This is a genomic window from Streptomyces gobitricini (assembly GCF_039532985.1).
Lineage (GTDB): Bacteria > Actinomycetota > Actinomycetes > Streptomycetales > Streptomycetaceae > Streptomyces > Streptomyces gobitricini.
In genome coordinates, this window is sequence record NZ_BAAASR010000050.1 from 1 (window position 1) to 21029 (window position 21029).

General features: G+C 71.8%; 22 protein-coding genes. 13 read left to right on the forward strand and 9 right to left on the reverse strand.

The window, feature by feature from the left end:
- Window positions 1–124: 124 nt before the first annotated feature.
- Window positions 125–928, reverse strand: coding sequence for a diacylglycerol kinase (locus ABD347_RS29490; RefSeq protein ID WP_344366925.1), 804 nt, complete (start codon window positions 926–928; stop codon window positions 125–127).
- A gap of 175 nt (window positions 929–1103) precedes the next feature.
- On the opposite strand from ABD347_RS29490, the gene ABD347_RS29495 reads away from it, so the two are divergent.
- A complete protein-coding gene (locus ABD347_RS29495) occupies window positions 1104–2387 on the forward strand; it encodes an adenylosuccinate synthase (RefSeq protein ID WP_126887103.1) in 1284 nt (427 codons plus the stop codon).
- Between the two features lie 293 nt (window positions 2388–2680).
- Here ABD347_RS29495 and ABD347_RS29500 read toward each other — a convergent pair whose 3' ends face one another.
- A complete protein-coding gene (locus ABD347_RS29500; RefSeq protein ID WP_344366927.1) occupies window positions 2681–4216 on the reverse strand; it encodes a substrate-binding domain-containing protein in 1536 nt (511 codons plus the stop codon).
- A gap of 154 nt (window positions 4217–4370) precedes the next feature.
- On the opposite strand from ABD347_RS29500, the gene ABD347_RS29505 reads away from it, so the two are divergent.
- The 5 genes from ABD347_RS29505 (at window position 4371) to ABD347_RS29525 (ending at window position 10350) form a co-directional block, all read left to right on the forward strand.
- Window positions 4371–5273, forward strand: a complete 903-nt coding sequence (locus ABD347_RS29505) for a glycoside hydrolase family 19 protein (RefSeq protein ID WP_344366929.1) — start codon at window positions 4371–4373, stop codon at window positions 5271–5273.
- Window positions 5274–5483: 210 nt separating this feature from the next.
- Complete coding sequence (locus ABD347_RS29510; RefSeq protein ID WP_344366930.1) at window positions 5484–8492, forward strand: FG-GAP repeat domain-containing protein; 3009 nt, start codon at window positions 5484–5486, stop codon at window positions 8490–8492.
- A 254-nt stretch (window positions 8493–8746) separates the two neighbouring features.
- Window positions 8747–9583, forward strand: coding sequence for a hypothetical protein (locus tag ABD347_RS29515; RefSeq protein WP_344366932.1), 837 nt, complete (start codon window positions 8747–8749; stop codon window positions 9581–9583).
- 105 nt (window positions 9584–9688) lie between these two features.
- The gene (locus tag ABD347_RS29520; RefSeq protein WP_344366934.1) at window positions 9689–9952 is read left to right on the forward strand and encodes a hypothetical protein; all 264 of its coding nucleotides are present in this window, start codon (window positions 9689–9691) and stop codon (window positions 9950–9952) included.
- Window positions 9949–10350: a PIN domain-containing protein gene (locus ABD347_RS29525; RefSeq protein ID WP_344366936.1), complete on the forward strand. Its 402-nt coding sequence runs from the start codon at window positions 9949–9951 to the stop codon at window positions 10348–10350. The genes ABD347_RS29520 and ABD347_RS29525 overlap by 4 nt, the downstream gene beginning before the upstream one ends.
- A gap of 47 nt (window positions 10351–10397) precedes the next feature.
- Here the strand turns inward: ABD347_RS29525 and ABD347_RS29530 are convergent, their stop codons facing one another.
- The 3 genes from ABD347_RS29530 to ABD347_RS29540 are packed head-to-tail and all read right to left on the reverse strand — an operon-like array spanning window position 10398 to window position 11948.
- Window positions 10398–10844 carry an SRPBCC family protein gene (locus tag ABD347_RS29530; RefSeq protein ID WP_344366937.1) on the reverse strand — a complete coding sequence of 149 codons (447 nt, stop codon included), beginning with the start codon at window positions 10842–10844 and terminating at the stop codon, window positions 10398–10400.
- Between the two features lie 34 nt (window positions 10845–10878).
- Window positions 10879–11115, reverse strand: a complete 237-nt coding sequence (locus tag ABD347_RS29535) for a DUF397 domain-containing protein (RefSeq protein WP_344366939.1) — start codon at window positions 11113–11115, stop codon at window positions 10879–10881.
- Window positions 11112–11948, reverse strand: coding sequence for a helix-turn-helix domain-containing protein (locus tag ABD347_RS29540; RefSeq protein WP_344366941.1), 837 nt, complete (start codon window positions 11946–11948; stop codon window positions 11112–11114). The genes ABD347_RS29535 and ABD347_RS29540 overlap by 4 nt, the downstream gene beginning before the upstream one ends.
- Before the next feature lie 157 nt (window positions 11949–12105).
- On the opposite strand from ABD347_RS29540, the gene ABD347_RS29545 reads away from it, so the two are divergent.
- Window positions 12106–12537 carry a hypothetical protein gene (locus ABD347_RS29545; RefSeq protein ID WP_344366943.1) on the forward strand — a complete coding sequence of 144 codons (432 nt, stop codon included), beginning with the start codon at window positions 12106–12108 and terminating at the stop codon, window positions 12535–12537.
- On the opposite strand, the gene ABD347_RS29550 is transcribed toward ABD347_RS29545, so the two are convergent.
- The 3 genes from ABD347_RS29550 to ABD347_RS29560 form a co-directional block, all read right to left on the reverse strand.
- A complete protein-coding gene (locus ABD347_RS29550) occupies window positions 12518–13306 on the reverse strand; it encodes a putative protein N(5)-glutamine methyltransferase (RefSeq protein WP_344366945.1) in 789 nt (262 codons plus the stop codon). The genes ABD347_RS29545 and ABD347_RS29550 overlap by 20 nt on opposite strands.
- Before the next feature lie 361 nt (window positions 13307–13667).
- Window positions 13668–14147: a MarR family winged helix-turn-helix transcriptional regulator gene (locus ABD347_RS29555; protein WP_344366968.1), complete on the reverse strand. Its 480-nt coding sequence runs from the start codon at window positions 14145–14147 to the stop codon at window positions 13668–13670.
- Between the two features lie 5 nt (window positions 14148–14152).
- Entirely contained in the window at window positions 14153–14758 is a 606-nt protein-coding gene (locus ABD347_RS29560) for a type 1 glutamine amidotransferase family protein (protein ID WP_344366947.1), read from the reverse strand.
- A 206-nt stretch (window positions 14759–14964) separates the two neighbouring features.
- Here ABD347_RS29560 and ABD347_RS29565 point away from each other — a divergent pair, with 206 nt between their 5' ends.
- The 3 genes from ABD347_RS29565 (at window position 14965) to ABD347_RS29575 (ending at window position 18054) form a co-directional block, all read left to right on the forward strand.
- Window positions 14965–16338 carry an aspartate aminotransferase family protein gene (locus ABD347_RS29565; RefSeq protein ID WP_344366949.1) on the forward strand — a complete coding sequence of 458 codons (1374 nt, stop codon included), beginning with the start codon at window positions 14965–14967 and terminating at the stop codon, window positions 16336–16338.
- A gap of 66 nt (window positions 16339–16404) precedes the next feature.
- Window positions 16405–17085, forward strand: coding sequence for a GntR family transcriptional regulator (locus ABD347_RS29570; protein WP_344366951.1), 681 nt, complete (start codon window positions 16405–16407; stop codon window positions 17083–17085).
- A 318-nt stretch (window positions 17086–17403) separates the two neighbouring features.
- The gene (locus ABD347_RS29575) at window positions 17404–18054 is read left to right on the forward strand and encodes a hypothetical protein (RefSeq protein ID WP_344366953.1); all 651 of its coding nucleotides are present in this window, start codon (window positions 17404–17406) and stop codon (window positions 18052–18054) included.
- 12 nt (window positions 18055–18066) lie between these two features.
- On the opposite strand, the gene ABD347_RS29580 is transcribed toward ABD347_RS29575, so the two are convergent.
- Window positions 18067–18816, reverse strand: coding sequence for an SLATT domain-containing protein (locus ABD347_RS29580; RefSeq protein ID WP_344366955.1), 750 nt, complete (start codon window positions 18814–18816; stop codon window positions 18067–18069).
- A 272-nt stretch (window positions 18817–19088) separates the two neighbouring features.
- Here ABD347_RS29580 and ABD347_RS29585 point away from each other — a divergent pair, with 272 nt between their 5' ends.
- The 3 genes from ABD347_RS29585 to ABD347_RS29595 all read left to right on the forward strand — a co-directional run bounded on the left by ABD347_RS29585 (window position 19089) and on the right by ABD347_RS29595 (window position 20824).
- A complete protein-coding gene (locus tag ABD347_RS29585) occupies window positions 19089–19430 on the forward strand; it encodes a YbaB/EbfC family nucleoid-associated protein (RefSeq protein ID WP_344366970.1) in 342 nt (113 codons plus the stop codon).
- A gap of 142 nt (window positions 19431–19572) precedes the next feature.
- Complete coding sequence (gene recR / locus ABD347_RS29590; RefSeq protein WP_064067261.1) at window positions 19573–20172, forward strand: recombination mediator RecR; 600 nt, start codon at window positions 19573–19575, stop codon at window positions 20170–20172.
- Complete coding sequence (locus ABD347_RS29595) at window positions 20165–20824, forward strand: DUF5063 domain-containing protein (RefSeq protein WP_064067262.1); 660 nt, start codon at window positions 20165–20167, stop codon at window positions 20822–20824. The genes recR and ABD347_RS29595 overlap by 8 nt, the downstream gene beginning before the upstream one ends.
- Window positions 20825–21029 lie beyond the last annotated feature (205 nt).

A 21029-nucleotide genomic window follows, 5' to 3' on the forward strand; every position in this document is an offset into this window, starting at 1 on the left:
GCCGGGCGCGCCGCCCCGGGCCTCCCGCGCCGCCCCGCGCCCCGGCCCCGGCGCGGCTGTGCGCGTGTCTCCGCCCCGCCCCGGACCCGCCCCGCCCCCGGACCCGCCGCGCGCCCCGCCGTCGCTAGGCCGCCGGCAGGGTGAGCGACCACGCCGAGGGGCGCAGCGTCCAGGTGCGGGTCCACACCGGCCCCGTCACCAGGGCGTCCGCCCGGTAGCGGTACGACGCGCCCGAGACGGTGACCGCCGTGGCCTCCGCCCGCACCGGCTCCGCCGCCCGGGGTCGGACGACGACCTCGGCGACCCCGTCCCGGGACCGTACCGTCACGCCCTCCACCGGGTCGTCCAGGTCGCTCAGCAGCCGCCCGTCGGCCTCGACCCGCAGCCGGTGCGTCCGTACCTCCGGAACGGAAGGCGCCGGACGGACCAGCGTCCGCACCAGCGACCGGCAGGTGTCCCACACCGACGGCGGCTCGACCACCGTCAGACCCGAGGGCCCCGCCGGGATCCGCAGCCCCCGCACCACCACGCCGTCGCTGTCGTCGACCAGCAGGTCCAGCCGCCGCGCCGCCCCGTCCAGCACCGCCCGCGCCGCGGGCACCGCGCCGAGCGGCACACCCAGCGCCCCGGCCAGCTCCACACCGTCGCGCGGCCCCACCGGGACCAGCGACAGCGCCCTGTCGGCCGGCTCCCGCTCCCGGTGCAGTTGCGCCACCGCCCGCAGCAGCGCCCGGTCGTCGCCTATGACCACCGGCCGCCGCGAACCGCGCCGCGCGAGGGCCCGGGCGAACTCCGCCGGGGAGTCGGGGAGGCACACCCGCACCCGGGCTCCGGCGCAGAGGACGTCCTTCGCGATCCGTACGGATTCGCCGTCGTTCCGGCGCGCTACCGCGTCGATGACGACCAGCAGCTGGTCGGGAGCCGACACCTCGGTCCTTCCTCGGGTAGCATCTTTGTGCAAGAGCCCCTTGCGCGATTGCGCCAGGGGCTTCGTCTATTCCGGGGCACCCGGTCCGACGGCTCAGGCTGTGTCGTACACCGTCGTACGACGTCTGTACTGCCCCTGGCCTTGGACATGCCCCGCCCGGAAGGGGTGTACGCCTGTGCCCGCACTTGTGCTGCTCGGTGCTCAGTGGGGTGACGAGGGCAAGGGAAAGGCCACCGACCTCCTCGGTGGATCCGTTGATTACGTGGTGCGTTACCAGGGCGGCAACAATGCCGGCCACACGGTCGTCGTGGGCGACCAGAAGTACGCGCTGCACCTTCTCCCTTCCGGAATCCTCTCCCCGGGGTGCACCCCGGTGATCGGGAACGGAGTCGTCGTCGACCCGGCGGTCCTGCTCTCCGAGCTGAGCGGACTGAACGAGCGCGGCGTCGACACGTCGAAGCTTCTGATCAGCGGTAACGCGCATCTGATCACGCCGTACAACGTCACCCTCGACAAGGTGACGGAACGGTTCCTCGGCAAGCGCAAGATCGGTACGACGGGGCGGGGCATCGGCCCCACGTACGCCGACAAGATCAACCGCGTCGGCATCCGCGTCCAGGACCTCTACGACCAGTCGATCCTCGAGCAGAAGGTCGAGGCGGCGCTGGAGCAGAAGAACCAGCTCCTCGCCAAGGTCTTCAACCGCCGGGCCATCGAGCCGGGCCGGATCGTCGAGGAGATGCTCCAGTACGCGGAGCAGATCAAGCCGTACGTCGCCGACACGACCCTGATCCTCAACAACGCCATCGACGAGGGCAAGGTCGTCCTCTTCGAGGGCGGTCAGGGCACCCTCCTGGACGTCGATCACGGCACGTACCCCTTCGTGACCTCCTCCAACCCGACCTCCGGCGGTGCCTGCACCGGCGCGGGCGTGGGCCCCACGAAGATCAGCCGGGTCATCGGCATCCTCAAGGCGTACACCACCCGGGTCGGCGCCGGGCCGTTCCCGACCGAGCTGTTCGACGAGGACGGCGAGGCGCTGCGCCGCATCGGCGGCGAGCGGGGCGTCACCACCGGCCGTGACCGCCGCTGCGGCTGGTTCGACGCGGTCATCGCCCGGTACGCCACCCGCGTCAACGGCCTGACCGACTTCTTCCTCACCAAGCTCGACGTCCTCACCGGCTGGGAGCAGATCCCGGTCTGCGTCGCGTACGAGATCGACGGCAAGCGCGTCGAGGAGCTGCCGTACTCGCAGACGGACTTCCACCACGCGAAGCCGGTCTACGAGTACCTGCCCGGCTGGTCCGAGGACATCAGCAAGGCGAAGACCTTCTCCGACCTGCCGAAGAACGCGCAGGCGTACGTGAAGGCGCTGGAGGAGATGTCCGGGGCGCCGATCTCCGCGATCGGTGTCGGCCCCGGCCGTACCGAGACGATCGAGATCAACTCCTTCCTCTAGGCACACCCGCCCAGGGCCCGCGACGGGGAGCCCGGCCACTTCTCCTCGGAGAACCGGCCGGGCTCCCCGTCCGCGTCCACCCCCGTACACCGGCCGCCGGTCCGTGCCCCGGTCTCGCCGGATCCGCGGGCCCGCGGACGCGTCATCCGCGGGCTCGCGGAGGCGCCGCCAAGCCGTGCACCCGCGGTCTGACAAGCCGCAGGCCGTGCGCTCGCGGCCGGACAAGCAGGATGCCGGTGGGCTCGGGCAGGCCCCGGTGGACCGGCCCGGGACGTGCCCGGCGGCCGCCGCCGCTACTCCTCGCCGCAGACCCGCAGCCCCTCCGGTGTCGCGCAGGGCAGGTGCCCGTGCGTACGGATGACGTCCTGGCCGGCGCCACGGCTGAGGTAGGTGAGGAAGGACGAGGTGAGCGAGTCGGCGGGCGGTTGCCCGTAGGTGTACGCGTACTCCAGCTCGCGGTAGGGGTACGGGTACGCACCCGCGCCGATCTCGTCGACGTCCGCGCCGTGCCCGTCGATGGCGAGCCGGTGCAGCCCGCGGAGGTCGCTGCCCGAGCGGACCTCGCTGTACCCGATGGCGCCGGGCAGCCGGGCCACGGTGTCCAGTACCTGCTCGGTGCTGTCCAGCTCGCACCGGACGACGGCCGCCTCCGCGTCGTCCTTCGTCGTGCAGTCCCGTGAGGACTGGGCCGGCTCGTTGCGGCCGAGGACGCGGCGCTGGAAGACCTCCCGCGTACCGGAGTTGGCGTCCCTGCTGACGAGCAGGACGGGCAGGGCGGGCCCGCCGAGCTGTTTCCAGTCGGTGACCTCGCCGCGGTAGAGGCGTCCGATGTCGGCGAGGGAGAGCGTGGTGACGGGGACCTCGTCGTTGACGACGAGGGTGAAGAGGGAGAGGGCGACGCGGCTCTCGCGCAGCTGCGGGTAGCCGCCGGGCTTGGGTCCGTCGGACAGGGCGATGACGGCCGGCGCGCCGGACTTGCTCCTCGCGCCCCGGTCCGCGAGCTCGCGTATCCCCGCGGTGCTGCCGTGGGCGTCGACGTGGACGGTCGCGCCGGGGCAGTCCTTCTCGTACTTCTCCGCCGCCTCGCGGGCGACGGGCGCGAAGGCCGTCGAGCCGGTGACGGTCAGGGTCCCCCTGGCGCAGCCCATGGGCGGCGGTGAGTCGTCCCGTACGACGATGATCGCGGCGAGCGCGATGACGCAGGCGGTGAGGACGACGGTCACCGTGCGGGCGGCCCTGCTGAAGAGCGGGGGCTTCTCGTCGGGGGTCGCGGCGCGGTTGGGCCGCACCTTGCCGTCCCGGATCCCGCCGGTGACGGTGACCGGGCTGCCGACGCCGGCGCCGGTCAGCAGCACGAGGAGCTTGAAGTGCTCGCCGCGGTTGAGGGGGACGCGGGGGAGGTGGATGGTGCCGTCACGGTGCTGGAGTCCCGCTGCGGCGGTGAAGTGCTCCATGAGGTGGTCGGCGCCGGGGGACTGGGTGACCGCGATGGCCCGCACGGTCCGGTCGGTGAACTCCACGGTGAGGCCGTGCGGGCCGCGGGCGGTGTAGTCGTCCCCGACGATGGACTGGGCGCCGTCGTTCTCGACGCGGAGCAGGACGAGGGTGGCGTCGGACATGTCGGGCGTCTCGCCGAACAGCCCGAGCCGTACGTTGGCGCGGGCGCCGTTGCGGGCGTCATTGCCGATGGGCGTGTCGAGCTGGACGCGGTGACCGATCCTCTTGCGGCGCGGTACGCGGCGCTCGTACCAGAGCATGGCGGCCGAGACGAGGACGCCGAGCAGGGCCGTGGCGACGGCGATGACGTTCTCGGGATTCAGCCACTCCACGCGCCTCACGGTAGGGACGTCATGTCCCGAACGCGCGCTTCCGGCACAGGTGTTCGCCCAGTGTTCAACCACGGCGAGCTCTGGTCCAGACCTTGACAGGTACAGACCATTCGCGCAAGCGTATGGTGCCATCCCCCACGAAAGGGCAACCCCCATGGTGCGACGCCTGTTGACCTCGCTCGCCGCGCTCGCGGCACTCGCCATGGCCATCGGCCTGGCCGTCGTCCTTCCCGCCTCCACCGCGTCGGCCGCCGAGTGCGCGGCGCCCTGGAGCTCCTCCACCGTCTACACGGGCGGCAAGACCGCCTCGTACAACGGCCGTAACTGGCTGGCGAAGTGGTGGACCCAGAACGAGCGCCCCGGGTCCTCGGACGTCTGGTCCGACCAGGGCGCGTGCGGGAGCGGCGGCCCGGGACCCTCCCCGTCCCCGACCCCCTCCGGCTTCGTGGTGAGCGAGGCGCAGTTCAACCAGATGTTCCCGAACCGGAACTCCTTCTACACCTACAGCGGCCTGACCGCCGCGCTCAGCGCGTACCCCGGCTTCGCCAACACCGGCAGCGACACGGTGAAGAAGCAGGAGGCCGCCGCCTTCCTCGCCAACGTCAGCCACGAGACCGGCGGCCTGGTGCACATCGTGGAGCAGAACACCGCCAACTACCCGCACTACTGCGACCGCAACCAGCCCTACGGCTGCCCGGCCGGCCAGGCCGCCTACTACGGCCGCGGCCCGATCCAGCTCAGCTGGAACTTCAACTACAAGGCCGCCGGTGACGCCCTCGGCATCGACCTGCTCAACAACCCCCACCGCGTCGAGCGCGAGGCGCCCATCGCCTGGAAGACCGGCCTCTGGTACTGGAACACCCAGAACGGCCCCGGCACGATGACGCCCCACAACGCCATGGTCAACGGCGCCGGTTTCGGCCAGACCATCCGCTCCATCAACGGCTCCCTGGAGTGTGACGGCAAGAACCCGGCACAGGTCCAGAGCCGCATCAACAACTACCAGCGCTTCACCCAGATCCTGGGTGTCCCGACGGGCTCGAACCTGAGCTGCTGAACGGGACGGGTCACCGGGCGGGAGCGGCCACTCCGAGGAGGGGTGGCCGTTTCCGCTGAACGCGTTCGAAAAAGGGTGTTGTGGCGGGTGGGACGGCTGTTACGCTCCGATCCTCTTGCGGGTGGGTAAGCGCGGCCAGGGGGGTCGGGCGGGAACAGTGGCGGTGAACTGCCGCGGCACCATCCCGCACAGGTTCCTGGGGAGGGATCCTTGCATCGTCATGCCCTGACGCGCTCCGGTGCGTCGGTCGTGCTAACCGTCACCCTGGCCGCCACCCTCGTGCCCCTGTCCGGCACGGTGGCGTACGCGGCCGACGACCCGGCCGCCGAAGTCGTCATACCCGCGCCCATCCGCTACCAGCCGCGCGCCGACACCGTCCAGGAGGCGGGCGCCGACGGCTTCCTGCACCTGCGGGAGGGCACCACGGGCACTCTCTGGACGCGCTACGCCACCGGCGAGACCACCCCGCTGACGGCCACCGGCGACGGGTACGGCGGCATGCGCGCGGCGCTCGACCCCGAGACGCCGGGTGTGCCCCGCACGGTGAGCATCAGCGCGCTGGGCACCACCGGGGTACGGAAGGTGGAGGTGCCCGAGGGCGCGACCTGGACCAAGGGGTTCACCGCGGACTCGGTGCTGGTGTCCAGGCCGGCGGTGGACGGTTCGCCGGCCGGGCTCGGAGTCGTACGGATGGCGGACGGCAAGCCCGTCGAGCGGCCGGTGACCGGTCTGCCCGAGGGCGCCACGTTGCGGGAGGGCGACGCCGCCTACCACCGGACGACCAAGGGCGCGGTGCTGTACCTGACCACGCCGGACGGCGCCGCCGGGAAGGAGTACCTGCTCGACTACGAGACCGCCGAGCTGCGTGAACTGCCCGGCCCCGCCGACGTGGACGTCATCCAGTTCGGCGACCGGCACCTGCTCGACGGGAACGGCGGCGACGCCCCGAACGACATCCGCACCGTGCCGCGCGACGACCCGATGGCCACGCCCGTGGTGACGAAGCTGCCGTCACCGCCGTACGGGTACAAGGCCGCGCCCGTCTGGCCGACCGTGATCGGCGACTGGATCGTCTTCGGCTGGTCGCCCGACAGCACGGTGACCACACAGCCCGGCGTGCGGCTCGACGCCGTCCCCGTGGGGGGTGGCGCGCCCCGCTCCCTGCTGCGGTACTCGTCCGCGCGGCCGCGGGTCGCCCCCGACGGCAGCCTGCTCGTCACCGGTGGCGCCGACGCGACCGACTGGGCGGTGCGCCGCATCGGCCTCGGCGCGGACGGCGTGCTGCGGGTGGCCAAGGTCGTGGACGTACCGGCCGCCTCCACGACCGTGGACGGCCTCACCCTGGGCGCCGGGGTGCTGCACTACCGGCCCACGTCCGACGGGCCCCCCTCCCCGGGGCTGTACCGGCACCTCCTGTCCATCACCGGAACCCCCACGGCGGACAGGCGGGTCCTGGTCCGGGGTTTGCCCACCCTGGTCGACGCGCTGGTTCCGCTCGGCAACGGCGAGGCGGCGCACCAGACGAACACCAGCGTCATCGGGGGCCTCTCGGGGGAGCACGCCGACGGGATGTACGGACGGCTGTCCGGCGGCTCCGGCCGGTACGTCGTGTCCGGCACCGCCACCACCCAGTACGTGGGCGACCTCCAGCGGCAGTTCGGTACCCGCTCCTTCAGCGGCAAGGCCGCGTCCGCGGTGTGGGGCACCACCGTCTGGCTGTCCGACCCCGCCAACCCCTCCACCGTCTCCTGGTACGACGTGAAGACGAAGGCGACGTCGCCGGCCCTCGCGATCGGCTCGGGCTGCACCCCCGACGAACTCCAGGCCGTGGGCCGGTGGATCTACTGGAGCTGCGCCCAGGGCGCCAAGGCGGGCGTCTGGGACCAGAAGACCCGGGTGAGCACCCCGGTGCCGTCCGGCGAGACGCAGCTCGGCGACGGGTTCCTGGTACGCGAGGACAAGGCGGCCGGGAAGCTCACGCTGACCGACTTCCACACGGGGGACCCGGCGGCCGTCACGACGACGGACTTCGCCTCGGTACCGGCCGGCGCCGACTGGTCCGTCGACAAGTTCGGCGGGCACGTGGCGTTCACGGACGCCGAGGAACGCATCCACATCAAGCCGGTGACCGTGCCGCGCTCCCCGATCGGGGTCATCGAGGAGCGCCAGGACACCACGGTGCTGAACGTCGCGAACGGCGGGGACAGGGGCTGGCACGGCTCCTGGCAGCTGTCGCGGCCCGCCCTCCGCACCAGCATCGAGTTCAGGAACCCGGCAGGTACGGCCGTGGCCGGCTGGAGTTCGGCCGATCGCTACGGGGCGCAGTCCTCGATGGCCTGGGACGGCAGGGGCTCGGACGGCGCCTTCGTGCCCGCCGGCCACTACACCTGGACGCTCAAGGCCGACCCCGGCGACGGCAGCGGCCCGCGCGCGGTGCGCACCGGGACCATCCAGGTCGCCGACGTGCACCTGCCGTTCCGGGACTACGACGGTGACGGCACCGGCGAGCTGTTCTCCCGCAGCGGCGGCGGGCTGAGCGCCCACGAGCCGGTGAAGGCCACCTCGACGACGTCCAGCGGCTGGACCGGCGTCAACCACGTCGTGCCCTTCGGCGACCTCGACAACGACGGCTGCAACGACGCCCTCACCCGCACCACCACGGGCGACCTCTACCGCCACAGCGCCAAGTGCGCCGGGGTCCCCGGTCCCACGAGCCCCAAGGCGAAGATCGGCGCGGGCTTCAACGCCTTCGACGCGCTGCTCAACCCCGGCGACATGACGGGCGACGGACGCCCCGACCTGCTGGCCCGCCAGCGCTCCACCGGCGACCTCTACCTGTACGCGGACAACCGGGCGGGCGGCGTCAGGGCGGGCGTCAAGATCGCCGGCAAGTGGGACGGCCTCACGCTGATCGGCGCGGGGGACCTCGACGGGGACGGTCACGCCGACCTGCTCGCCCGCGACGCGGGCGGGGAGCTGTGGCGCTACCGCAGCACGGGCACGGGCGCCTTCCTGGCCCGGGTGCTGGTGTTCGGCGACTGGGGAGCCGGCCGTGACGCCATCATCGGCGCGGGCGACATCGACGGGGACGGCAAGAACGACCTGGTCTCCCGCGACACCAACGGCAAGCTGCTGCGCAACAGCGGCAACGGCCAGGGCTCCTTCGGCCCCACGGTCCAGATCGGCTCCGGCTGGGGCGCGTATGGCGCGCTGCACTGAGCCTCACCCTGAGGGGTGAATTCGGCATATGACACAGGGGTGGCCACCGGCGGGTGGCCACCCCTTTTCGCGGTAAAAGCGCAGGTCGCGCCGGAGACCGGTTTTCGGGCCTTCGGTTTTCGAATGACCGTATGACTAAAGGGTGTTGATTGCGGAGTGCGCGGCGCGTGGCGCTACATTCGCGGCACAACAAACGAAACGCCCCCGCGATGCGCCAACATCCGGGGGCTCGACACCAGGACCTAGACCTCCCGATGCGTGTTTACCGTACCGCGCCCAGGCGCGCCTTCACCACGTTCAGCAACGCCCTCCTGCGCGACGCCACCATCTCGTGGTGCGCGGTGGGTCTCCTGACCTATCTCGTCAGCCTCCCCAACGGCGCCAAGGCGTCCATCCGCAAGCTCTCCGAGCAGCGCAAGGAGGGCCGCGACCGGATCGGCTCCGCCCTCCAGGAGCTGGAGGACGCCCGCTATCTGCGCCGGCTGACGCGCCGGGACGGCAGGGGGCAACTCCGAACGGAGTACGAGGTCTTCGACACCCCGTACGACCCCGAGGCCCCTGAACCCGCCGCGACCCCCGGCGGGGCGCCCGCCACCGGGCTCACCCCCGAAACGGCCGGAAACCCGGCCTCCGGTGACCCGGACCACGGCGTTCCTGGCCCGCTCCCTACGGGAGAAAAAACGGGGGTGAAAGAACCTCCCTCCCCGGCGATCCGGTTGCTCACCTCGCTTGGCCGCAGCGATCCGCGCCTCGCCCTCGGGGCGGGTGAGGCGGAACGGCTGAGGACCCTGGTCGAGGAGTGGTGGGCCGCCGGCGCCAGTGACGCCCTGATCCGCGAGGCGCTCACCTCCGGCCTGCCCGCGCGCGTCCATGCTCCCGCCGCCCTCCTGGCCGACCGTCTCCGACGCAAGAAGCCCGCACCGCGCCCGGCGGCCCCCGTGCGCCCCGAGTGCGGCGTCTGCGGCACGCCGGTGCCCGAAGGGGCGTCCTGCGCCCGCTGCGAACCCTCCGCACCGGCCGTCGCCGGCTTCGTCGCGGCGGCACTGCGAGGCGGTGCGTCGGTCCGACAGGTCCTGCGCCGCCGCTGCTGAAAGCTCCCGGCCGCCGATCGGTGGCCGGGTGAACCAAGAGAAGGAGCCGTAATGACCACATCGCTGGACCCGCCCGAGACGGTATACCGTCGGTATACTGTCGTCATGGCCGACACCACCGTCAAGGTTGATCCCGCTGTCCGTGACCGTCTCATGGTGCTTGCGCGGGAGCGGGGCACGACGATGCGGGACCTGATCGCCGAGCTGGCCGGGGCGACGCCCACCAAGGAAGAACTCCGGAAGCGGTACGAGGAGACAAAGGCGTACTGCGAGACGCACTTCGGCGTCACGCTCACGGACGAGGACCACGACCGCGCAGAGCAGGTCTGGCAGGAGCTGGAGGCCGGGCGGCCTGTGGACAGCCTGTGAGCCGGTCCACCGCTGTCGTGTACGACGAGTCCGCACTGCTGGCTCTGGGCTCGGGCGACGTCCTGGCGTCCCAGTTCATCGCGAACACCCAGCGTGACCCTACCCGGCACGTCTACGTCCCCGCCATGTGTCTTACGGCTGCCGACGGTGTCCGTAAGGGCCTCGCCGAGCATGTGGGCGCGCTGCCGGCCGCCGAGATCGTGGAGCTGGACTTCGCGGGCGTCTGTGCCGTAGGCGCGCTTATGCGGGACGGGGTGGAGTGGCGGCTCGGCCACGCGATCCATCTGTCACGCCCGACGCCGGACTGGCCGGCGGGCCGGCCGGTGCTGACGGCGAAGCCCGAGCTGTACGCGGACATGCCGCTCGTACGGACGATCAGGCTGCCCGAACAGCGCTGACGAGCTGATCGGTGCGGGGCCCGGAGCGCGCCCGGGTCCCGCGCGGCCTACGAACGCCCCTCAAGGATGTCCTTGAGGTGCCGCTCGTTCCTCGGCATCTCCTTCTTCGCCTGCGGGCGGGCGACGAGCGGCACGAGCATCTTGCCGATCCCGTGCGACTCGAAGTCCAGGTCCAGCGTCACGCGCGACCGCTCGCCGTCGCCGATCGGCTCGACCGTCCCGTGCATATGGCCCCGGACGGGGCCGTCGATCCCGTCCATGCGGAAGCTGCGCGGAGGGTCGTACTCGCGCATCTCCATGGTCATCGGCATCCGCCGACGGCCCAGCTGCCGGGTCACCCTGACCTGCGACCCCACACCCACGGGGGCGTCCCCTACCGCGGTGGCCGACACGGCGCTCTCCTGCCATTCGGACAGGTGGGACGGGTCGGCCATGTAGGAGAAGACGTCCTCGGGACGACGCGAGATCTCCACGCTTTCCTTGATCGCGGACATGTCGCCCCCTTTCGGGTCATTCCTATGAACAACCCTACTCGGCCCAGTCGAGAAAGGAGCCCCAGGCCGCCGGGGCGAGGGCGAGGGCGGGGCCGTCGGGGTTCTTGGAGTCACGGACGTGGACGGTGTGGGGACAGACGGCGACCTCGACGCACTCGCCGCCGCTGGGGCTGCTGTACGAGGACATGCGCCAGTCGAAGGCCACTTCGACGCAGTCGCCGCCGCTGTCACTGCTGTAGCTGGACTTGAACCACCGCAGGGTGCTGGTCATCTCTGCTCTCCTGCCAACCGTTCGATGAGGCTGAGCGATTCACGGGTGTCGAGGGCCTGTGCTCGGATCCTCGCATACCGCTGGCCGTAAGTACTCACCTTTGCTGGGTCCTTGATCAACAGGCTCTCATCTTGTGGCTCCAGGTACACGAGGTGGTCGTGCTCCGGGGTCTCTACCAGGTTCATAGGGCCCCGGCCGCCTGCATACTCCCCGCTCAGCCCGCAGTCCAGCGGCAGCACCTGAACCGTCACGTTCCGCCTCCGCGCGCACTCCGCGAGGTGCAGCAACTGCCCCCGCATGACGTCCTCGTTCCCGATCGTCCGCCGCAGCACCGACTCCTCCAGGACCAGCTCGATCAGCGCCACCGGCTCCCGCTCGAACAGCTCCCGCCGTGCCATCCGCGCCTCGACCAGCTCCTCCACCCGCCGATCCGGCAGCGGCGGGTATCCGCCGCCGATCAGCGCCCGCGCGTACTCCTCCGTCTGGAACAGCCCGTGCACCACCAGCGTCGCGTAGAGCGACAGGCTCACCGCCTTCTGCTCCAGCAGCGCGTAGTTCTTGAACTGCTCCGGATACTTGTCCAGCCGCACATACACCCGCGCCTGCTCGAACAGGCCCAGCCCGTCGCCCAGCGCCTTCTCCAACTGCACCAGCATCGCGTCGCTCGCGGGCTGGGCGCAGGTCTCCATGGCGCTGACCGCCGCGCCCGTGAAGCCGATCTCCTTGCCGAGCTGGTCCTGTGTCCATCCCTTCCGGACGCGCATCTTGCGCGCCATGTCCGCCACGAGTCGCGTCGCCGGACCCGCCGTTTCCTTGTTCTCGGTTCGCGCCAAAGTGCGTCACCGCCTCGATTCAACCGGTCTCAACCGGTCACAACCCGACCCCGCCGAATTCGACTGCCGTCGGACGCCGTTCCCGCAGGTCAACGCGGTTACGACGGGCTTCCGGCAGCCGTGGAAAACGCTAGCCGTGGCGGTCCACGATGTCCCCGTGAATGCGCCAGATTGCCACGCGAACATCGAATGGGTCCCGGCTTCCGGATTCCAACTCCGCAAGGCGGGAGTGCGATTCGACGCCGTACGCGTCGACGGGGACGACGGGCGCCGGGCCGCCGACCTCCTGGAGCACATGACCGGAGGCGACCCGGGCCCCGTCGTCATCGAGGCGAACGGGCGGCGGGGCGTGTACTTCCTCCTCCGGCCGGGCAGCACGGCGGGCCGCGCCTGGCCGTCCGGCGCGGTGCCGTTCAACGCGTGCCGGGGGACGGTGAGTTACGTACCGGTGCCCGCGCTCGGCGGGCACACCTGGCCGCTCGCGTGGCGGTGCCCGCCGACCGCCGCCGACCGCTTCGTCCACCCGTTCCTGCTGCACAGCACCCTGGTGGCGATCGAGCGGGCGACCGCTACGCCCGAGTCGCGATGACCACCGTGGCGTACAGGTCCTCGCAGGTCACCACGTGCGGGACGAGCCCGTCGCCGGCGACGACGGCTGCTGCGGCGGCGGCCTGCCGCTCGCTCGTCTCGAACAGCAGCTTTCCGCCGGGGGCCAGCCAGGCCGGTGCCTCGGCGGTCACGCGGCGCAGCACGTCCAGCCCGTCCTCGCCGCCGTCCAGCGCGACGCGTGCCTCGTGGACGCGCGCCTCGGCGGGCAGCAGCCCCACCTCCTCGGTCGGTACGTAGGGGACGTTGGCGAGCAGCACGTCGACGCGGCCCCTCAGCTCGTCCGGCAGCGGCTCGTACAGGTCACCCTCGTAGACCCGGCCCCCGGCCGCCGTGACGTTCCCGCGGGCGCACCGCACGGCGGCCGGGTCGATGTCGGCCGCGTACAGTTCGGCGCTCCCCAGCGCCGAGACCAGGGCGGCGCCCAGCGCGCCCGAGCCGCAGCACAGGTCGACGACCACGGCCCCGGGTGGGGCGAGGGACTCGGCTTGCGTGACGAGGAACTCGGTGCGGCGGCGCGGCACGAACACACCCTCGTCGACGGTGATGCGCAGGCCACGGAACTCGGCCCAGCCGACGACGTGTTCGAGCGGGAGCCCGGCGGCGCGGCGTTCGACCATGGCGTCGAGTTCGTCCGGTGTGCGGGCGGTGGACAGGAGGAGCTCCGCCTCGTCCTCGGCGAACACGCAGCCGGCGGCGCGCAGCCTGGTGACGGTGGTGGAGAGGGAAGGAGAAGCGGGTGTAGCGGACATGGAAAGCGGAAGCCTTTCGGGACGCCTGTGGGCGCTCCCGCGTGACTCGGTGAACCGTGTCCCTACGAGCCGTGGGAGGGGAGAGCCCGGCCTGACCTGGCGTTGATGGGTCTCACCTCCTCGGTAGATCTCCTGCTGGAGACGGCACACCCTACCCGACGGCGTCGAGCGGACACGTCTGACCTGCGGACACGTTCTGACGTGCCGACACGTAAGGACTTGCGGACACGTTCTGACGTGCCGACACGTAAGGACTTGCGGACACGTTCCGGCGTGCGGACGGGTTCCGACATGCGGACAGGTTCTGGCCTGCGGCAGATTCTGCCCCCCGGGCAAGTTCTGGCCCGCGGCAGGTTCTGGTCTATGGGGCTCCCGCGGCCGGCCCAGCGAGGGGCCCCGAGGCCGCGACCGCGTCCAGCGCTTCCGACAGACGCTCCAGGGCCGTCGCCGTCTCGGCGAACGCCTCCTCCCCGAGTTCGGCGGCGAGGCGGGTCGCCAGGTCCGCGTGGCCGGGCTCTATGCGAGCGACCGTCACCCGGCCCAGGTGGGTGGGGGCGAGAAGCTTGGCGCGTCGGTGGGCCGGGTTCGGCCGGTACTCGGCCAGGCCCTCGTGGACCAGCAGGTCCGCGATCCGCTGCACGCTCTGGCGGGTGATGCCCATCGCGCGGGCGATCCCCGAGACCGGCAGCGGCTCGGCCAGCACGGCCCCGAGTACCTGCCACCACGCGGCGGTGAGCCCGGCCGGCCTGGCCAGCTTCTCCGAGACGGCGAGGAACTGGCCGTTCAGCCGGAACACGCCGAGCGCCGTACGGCTGAGCAGGCCCTGCAACTCCTTCTCCACCCGGGTCACGAGTTCAGTTCCTCGAAGGCGGCTGGGTCCGAGTGGTGGAACAGCCGGTACCAGGCGTCCAGCCGCGCCCCCTCGAACGCGCCCATCTTGCCCAGGACTTCCCGGGCGAAGGCCACCGGCTCGGTGGGCCCGGCCGTGATGAGGTCCCCGTCGGTGACGGCGTCCGTGTCGACGTACCGCTCGCCACCCTTGTAGCCGGTGGCCGCCAGGTAGGACGACACCGCGCTGGTGTGGGGCCGGTCGTCGAGCAGGCCCTCGCGGGCCAGCCCCGCCGTCGCTCCGCATATCGCGGCCACCGGCACGCCCGCGTCGAGGAAGGCGCGCGCCATGGCGGCGAACGGCGCCAGGTCGTCACTGCTGTCCCACAGGTCGGCGCCCGGGAGGATGAGCAGCGCGCTGTCCTCGGGCCGCACGTCGGCCAGGGGCAGGTCGGGGGTGACGCGCAGCCCACCGAGGCTGGTCACCGGGTCGGTGGTGGGGCCGACCGTGCGGATGTCGTAGCCGCTGCGCGCCAGCCAGGCGGTGGCGTGCGCGGTCTCCCAGTCGGCCAGGGTGTCGTAGACGGCGAGATGAACGGTCTTACGAGGGTCGGTGCCGGTCATGGAGGCCTCCCGGGCGCACAGGTCTTCGGTAAGTGCTGCGGATTCCGTTCAATCGTTCGATCTATGACAGAATGCTGTCAGCACGACAGGGTGCTGTCAATACCCCTCCGGTGGCGGCGTCGCCCGACACCCTGCCGACCCCCGCGCCTTCCGCCATACAAGATGGCCATACCGGCGCCCACCAGCGCGTCCTTACCCTGGGCTGCATGACCCCTCATGCCGATCCCGCTGCCCCCGCCGACCCCGAGGCCGGCGCCGCCGTCAAGGCGGCCGACCGCGCGCACGTGTTCCACTCCTGGTCCGCCCAGGGCCTGATCGACCCGCTCGCCGTCGCCGGCGCCGAGGGGGCGTATTTCTGGGACTACGACGGAAACCGCTACCTCGACTTCACCAGCGGTCTCGTCTACACCAACATCGGCTACCAGCACCCCAAGGTCGTCGCCGCGATCCAGGAACAGGCCGCGAAGATGACCACCTTCGCGCCCGCCTTCGCCATCGACGTACGCTCCGAGGCCGCACGCCTCATCGCCGAGCGCACGCCGGGCGACCTCGACAAGATCTTCTTCACCAACGGCGGCGCCGAAGCCGTCGAGAACGCCGCCCGGATGGCCCGGCTGCACACCGGCCGCCCCAAGATCATGAGCGCCTACCGGTCGTACCACGGCGCCACCTCCACCGCGATCAACCTCACCGGTGACCCGCGCCGCTGGGCCTCCGACACCGCCTCCGCCGGTGTCGTGCGCTTCTGGTCGCCGTTCCTCTACCGCTCGTCGTTCTACGCCGAGACCGAGGCGCAGGAGTGCGAGCGGGCCCTCCAGCACCTGGAGGACACCATCGCGTTCGAGGGGCCGCGGTCCATCGCCGCGATCATCCTCGAAACCGTCCCCGGCACCGCCGGCATCATGACCCCGCCGCCCGGCTACCTCCCCGGCGTACGCGAGATCTGCGACCGGTACGGCATCGTCCTCGTCCTCGACGAGGTCATGGCCGGCTTCGGCCGCACCGGCGCGTGGTTCGCGGCCGAGCACTTCGACGTCGTACCCGACCTGCTGACCTTCGCCAAGGGCGTCAACTCCGGATACGTGCCCCTCGGCGGCGTCGCCATCTCGGCGGAGATCGCCGCGACCTTCGACAAGCGGCCCTACCCCGGCGGCCTCACCTACTCGGGACACCCGCTCGCCTGCGCCGCGGCCGTCGCCACCATCCGGGCCATGGAGGAGGAGAACGTCGTCGAGCAGGCCGCCCGCCTGGGTGAGGACGTCCTCGGCCCGGGCCTGCGCGAACTCGCCGAGCGGCACCCCTCCGTCGGCGAGGTGCGCGGCCTGGGCGCCTTCTGGGCGCTGGACCTCGTACGGAACAGGGAGACGCGCGAGCCGCTCGTCCCGTACAACGCCACGGGCGAGGCGAACGCCCCCATGGCGGCCTTCGGCGCGGCCTGCAAGAAGAACGGCCTGTGGCCCTTCATCAACATGAACCGCACCCACGCCGTCCCCGCCTGCAACATCACCGAGGCGGAGGCCAAGGAAGGCCTCGCCGCCCTCGACGCGGCGCTCGCGGTCGCCGACGAGCACACCGCGTAACCGCCTCCGTGCGCCCCCTCCGCCTGGCTTAAGGTGTCCAGAACCGGACGGAGGGGGCCAGAAGCCATGCCCGCGAGCGGAGCTGTGACCCGCAACACCCTGCGGCAGCAGATCGCGGACGCGCTGCGTGACGAGGTGCTCGCGGGGCGTCTCCAGCCGGGGCAGGAGTTCACGGTCAAGCACATAGCCGAGCAGTACGGGGTGTCGGCGACGCCCGTCCGGGAAGCGCTGGTCGACCTCACGGCACAGGGCCTGCTCGACTCCGACCAGCACAAAGGCTTCCGCGTCCACCGGTTCTCGGTCGACGACTACCGGGGCATGGTCGAGGCCCGCGCGCTCATCGTGGACGGCATCTTCCGGCGCCTGTGCGACCGGGTCGGCGCCCTGCACGCCCACGGGGCTCCGCTGGTCTCGGTACGGCGGCGGGCCGAGGAGGCGGCGAGGGCGGCGCGCGCCGGGGACCTGGACATCCTGATCGGGTACGACCTGCGGTTCTGGCGGGAGCTCAGCGGCTTCGTCGCCAACCGGTACATCGCCGACTTCCTGCACCGGCTGCGGGTCCAGGCCTGGGTGTTCGCCGTGCCGCACCTGCGTACCGCCCGCGAGCCCGGCGTCTGGCTGTGGAACGGCCACGAGGGGCTCGTCGACGCGGTCACGCTGGGCGACCCCGACGCGGTGATGGCGGCCATCGACGCGTACAACGAGCACTCCCTGCGGTGGGCCGACCACCTGGACGGAGTGCGCTGACGGCTCTTACCGCTCACGACGGGTGGGTATGGGATGTGCACCCGAGCCACGCACTACCCTGTCCCGACCGCCTGCCGTGAGCGACACCACGCACCGCCGTCGCCGTGAACCCGCCGCCGTGACCGCCGGAGCACCACCGCCGTGAACCCGCCGCCGTGAACCCGCCGCCGTGACGACCATCGTCGTGACCGCCGACCGCCGACCGTTTTGACTGCCGACTGCCGAGCGTCTTGATCGTCGATCGTGACCGTCCTGACCGCCGATAATTACCGCCTCACCCCTGCCGTAAGCGCGTAACTGAAGGAGAGCGAGTCTCCCTTGGCCTGTGACCTGTGGTTGGTCCCCCTCGTCGACGTGCTGTGCCACAGCCCCGACAACCCCTTCGCCGAAGAGATCGCCGTGTACGACAAGGCCCTCACCGAGGCGGGCCTGCCGGCCGTCCCCGTCTTCGCCTACATGCCGGGCCTGTCGGGCGACGTCGCGCCGGTGGCCGGGTTCGACTACGACGCCCTGCACTTCCTGCGCCGGGCCTACCTGCTCCAGATCTGCGGCCTCGCGGTCACGCCCGTCGACGAACTGGGCGGGGACTACGAGCAGCTGCTGGAGATGTTCGAGTCGACGGCCCAGCAGTCGCACCTGGTGTGGCACTACGACCACGCGGGCGCCTACGTGCCCGTCGACTTCCCCACGCCGCTGTCCAACGAGGAACTGCTGGCCGGCGGCGGCCCGCTGGGTTCCGCCCAGGGCCTGCTGCGGGAGCTGGAGTACGTCGCCCCGTCGATCGGCATCGACCCGGCGAACCCCCCGGCCGCGCCGCACCCCCCGACGCGCCCGACGGCCCTGGAGGAGCCCGCCGGGCCGATCCCGCACGACGACAGCCCCTTCGCCCGTGAGCGGCACGTGTGGCTCGGCCTCCACGCCGCCGCCACCCGCGGCCTGGGCCAGGGCTCCATGATCATCTTCAGCTGACCCGCCGGGGGCTCAGCGGGGCTCCGGCGGGCGCTGGCGCGGCATGTTGGGGCGGGTGCCCGGCGGGAGCGGGAACCGCCCGGCGGGGTGGCCGCCCTCCGTCCGGGGCGGCGCGCACGCCAGCGTCGACTGCATCACCAGCGGCGCCGGGCCCGACCGGAACTCGACCATCCAGTCCGCCGTCTCCGCCCGCACCAGCTCCGTCACGTCCTCCGAGAACCGCCGCAGCACGCCCAGACACCGCTCCGCCGCCTCGCTCGCCGTGCCCTCCGTCGGGCCCAGCACCTCCCGGATGCTCTCCGCCGCCCAGTCGAACTGGAGCGCCTGGAGACGCCGCTGCACCGCCTGTGCCGTCGCCACGTCCCGCATCCAGCCGGAGGTGAACCCGAAGTACCGGTCGCAGGCCAGGCACGCCGCCGCCAGCAGCAGGGACAGGTACCCCCAGCCCGACGCCCCGTCCAGCGCACCCGTCAGATCCAGCAGCGGCAGCCCGGCGCCCGCGATCGCGCCCAGCGCCGTACCGATCCGCAGGATCCGGGCGCCGCGGCGCTTCCACGCGCGGTCCTCCAGGTACCACTCGGCCGTACGCAGCGCATGGCTCTCGACCCAGCGGTAGAGCTCGTCCAGCCGCTCCGCCGGCTCGCCCCAGTCCCCGAGCGGAAAGGGCCGCCCGGTCAGATCGCCACCGGGGCCGCCGTACCGGTCGTGGCTGTCGCCCTCCCCCCGGGCGGGGCCCCCGGGCTGCATCTCCGGCTGGCTCACCGGGGCACTCCTCTGCGCTCTGCGTGACAATCCGTAACGTGCGGGCGGTGCGATGCGCGTGTGCGTACTGGTGCGCATGCCTTTCCTACCGCCGAATGGTGGGCCGGAAGCGCGGAATCCCGTTATTTCCGCCCGCAAGAGCGCCTTGATCAGCTAGGGGGCGCGCCAGGAATCCACTCCAAGGAGTGAAGCCTCGTGGATGGGGCAGACCCTCCGACGACCACGTAGGCTCGGCATACCGAATACTCATCGTCGAAATGCCAGGAGTGACCGTGATTCCCGGTGGTGGCCAGCCCAACATGCAGCAGATCCTCCAGCAGGCCCAGAAAATGCAGCAGGACCTCGCCCGCGCCCAGGAGGAGCTGGCGGGCACCGAGGTCGACGGGCAGGCGGGCGGCGGCCTGGTGAAGGCCACCGTGACCGGCTCCGGCGAGCTCCGTTCCCTGGTCATCGACCCGAAGGCGGTCGACCCGGAGGACACGGAGACCCTCGCCGACCTCGTCGTCGCCGCCGTCCAGGCCGCGAACGAGAACGCGCAGGCGCTCCAGCAGGCCAAGCTCGGCCCGCTGGCCCAGGGCCTGGGCGGCGGCGGGATCCCGGGCCTGGGTTTCTAGCCCCCGGCGGGCGCGGCTCGGGCCGGCCCCCGGAGGAACGGGCTCGGGCCGCCCCTCAGGGACGGGCTCCGGCACCCGCCCTTCTAACCCGTACGCAATGCAACTACCGTAAGCATCACAGCACTCCACGAGAGGCGTTCCGTTGTACGAAGGCGTGGTTCAGGACCTCATCGACGAGCTGGGCAGGCTGCCAGGCGTCGGTCCCAAGAGCGCCCAGCGGATCGCCTTCCACATCCTGCAGGCCGAGCCCACCGACGTACGCCGCCTCGCCCATGCCCTCCTGGAGGTCAAGGACAAGGTGCGGTTCTGCGCGGTGTGCGGCAACGTCGCGCAGGAGGAGCGGTGCGGTATCTGCCGGGATCCGCGCCGTGACGAGGCGGTCATCTGTGTGGTCGAGGAGCCGAAGGACGTCGTCGCGATCGAGCGGACGCGCGAGTTCCGTGGGCGGTACCACGTGCTCGGCGGCGCGATCAGCCCGATCGAGGGCGTCGGCCCGGACGACCTGCGGATCCGCGAGCTGCTGGCCCGTCTCGCGGACGGAACGGTCACCGAGCTGATCCTCGCGACCGACCCCAACCTGGAGGGGGAGGCCACCGCGACGTACCTGGCGCGCATGGTCAAGCCCATGGGCCTGAAGGTCACGCGCCTCGCCAGCGGACTTCCCGTTGGCGGAGACCTGGAATACGCCGACGAGGTCACGCTCGGGCGTGCTTTCGAAGGGAGACGACTCCTCGATGTCTGACGCCACTTTGCACGCGCACTCGCTGGACCCCGACAGCTTCGCGGTCCAGATCGCCGACTCGATCGAGTCCTTCATCGTCGCCACCACGGAGGTGGCCAAGGGTGACGAGCCCGACAGCGCGGTCCCGTTCCTGCTGCTGGAGGTCTCGCAGCTGCTGCTGACCGGCGGCCGGCTGGGCGCGCACGAGGACATCATCCCGGAGGAGCGGTACGAACCGGACACCGGCCCGGACGTGGACGTGGACGAGCTGCGGATGCGGTTCGCGACCATGCTCGACCCGGTGGACGTCTTCTCGGAGGTCTTCGACCCGTACGAGCCGCGCAAGGCGCCCGTGCCGTGCCGGATCTCCGACAACCTGGCCGACATCGTCATGGACCTCCGGCACGGGCTGGCCCACTACCGGGCGGGCCGCACCACGGAGGCCCTGTGGTGGTGGCAGTTCTCGTACTTCTCCAACTGGGGCCCGACCGCTTCGGCGACCCTGCGGGCCCTCCAGTCCCTCGTCTCCCACGTACGCCTCGACCAGCCGCTGGAGGAGCTGGACGGGCTCGACACGGACGAGGACCTGACGGAGGACGCCCTGGCGGAGGAGGCGGGCCGGGTGATGGCCCAGGAGATCCTCGGCCCGCTGGGCATGCGTACGGTCAAGTAACCGCCCCGGGCCCCCGGCCCCTGGCCGTTCCGGCCCCCGGACCTCTCGGGCCCCCGGGCCTCGGGCCCGGGGGCCTGCCGGGCCCCGGGCCTGCCGGGCCCCCGGCCTCGGGGCCTCGGGCCCCAAGCCACACGTTCCAGGCTCTCCACGCCCCCAGGGTCCGGGCCGGCCGGGCCCAGGCCCGCCAGGCCCAGGCCTCGGGCCC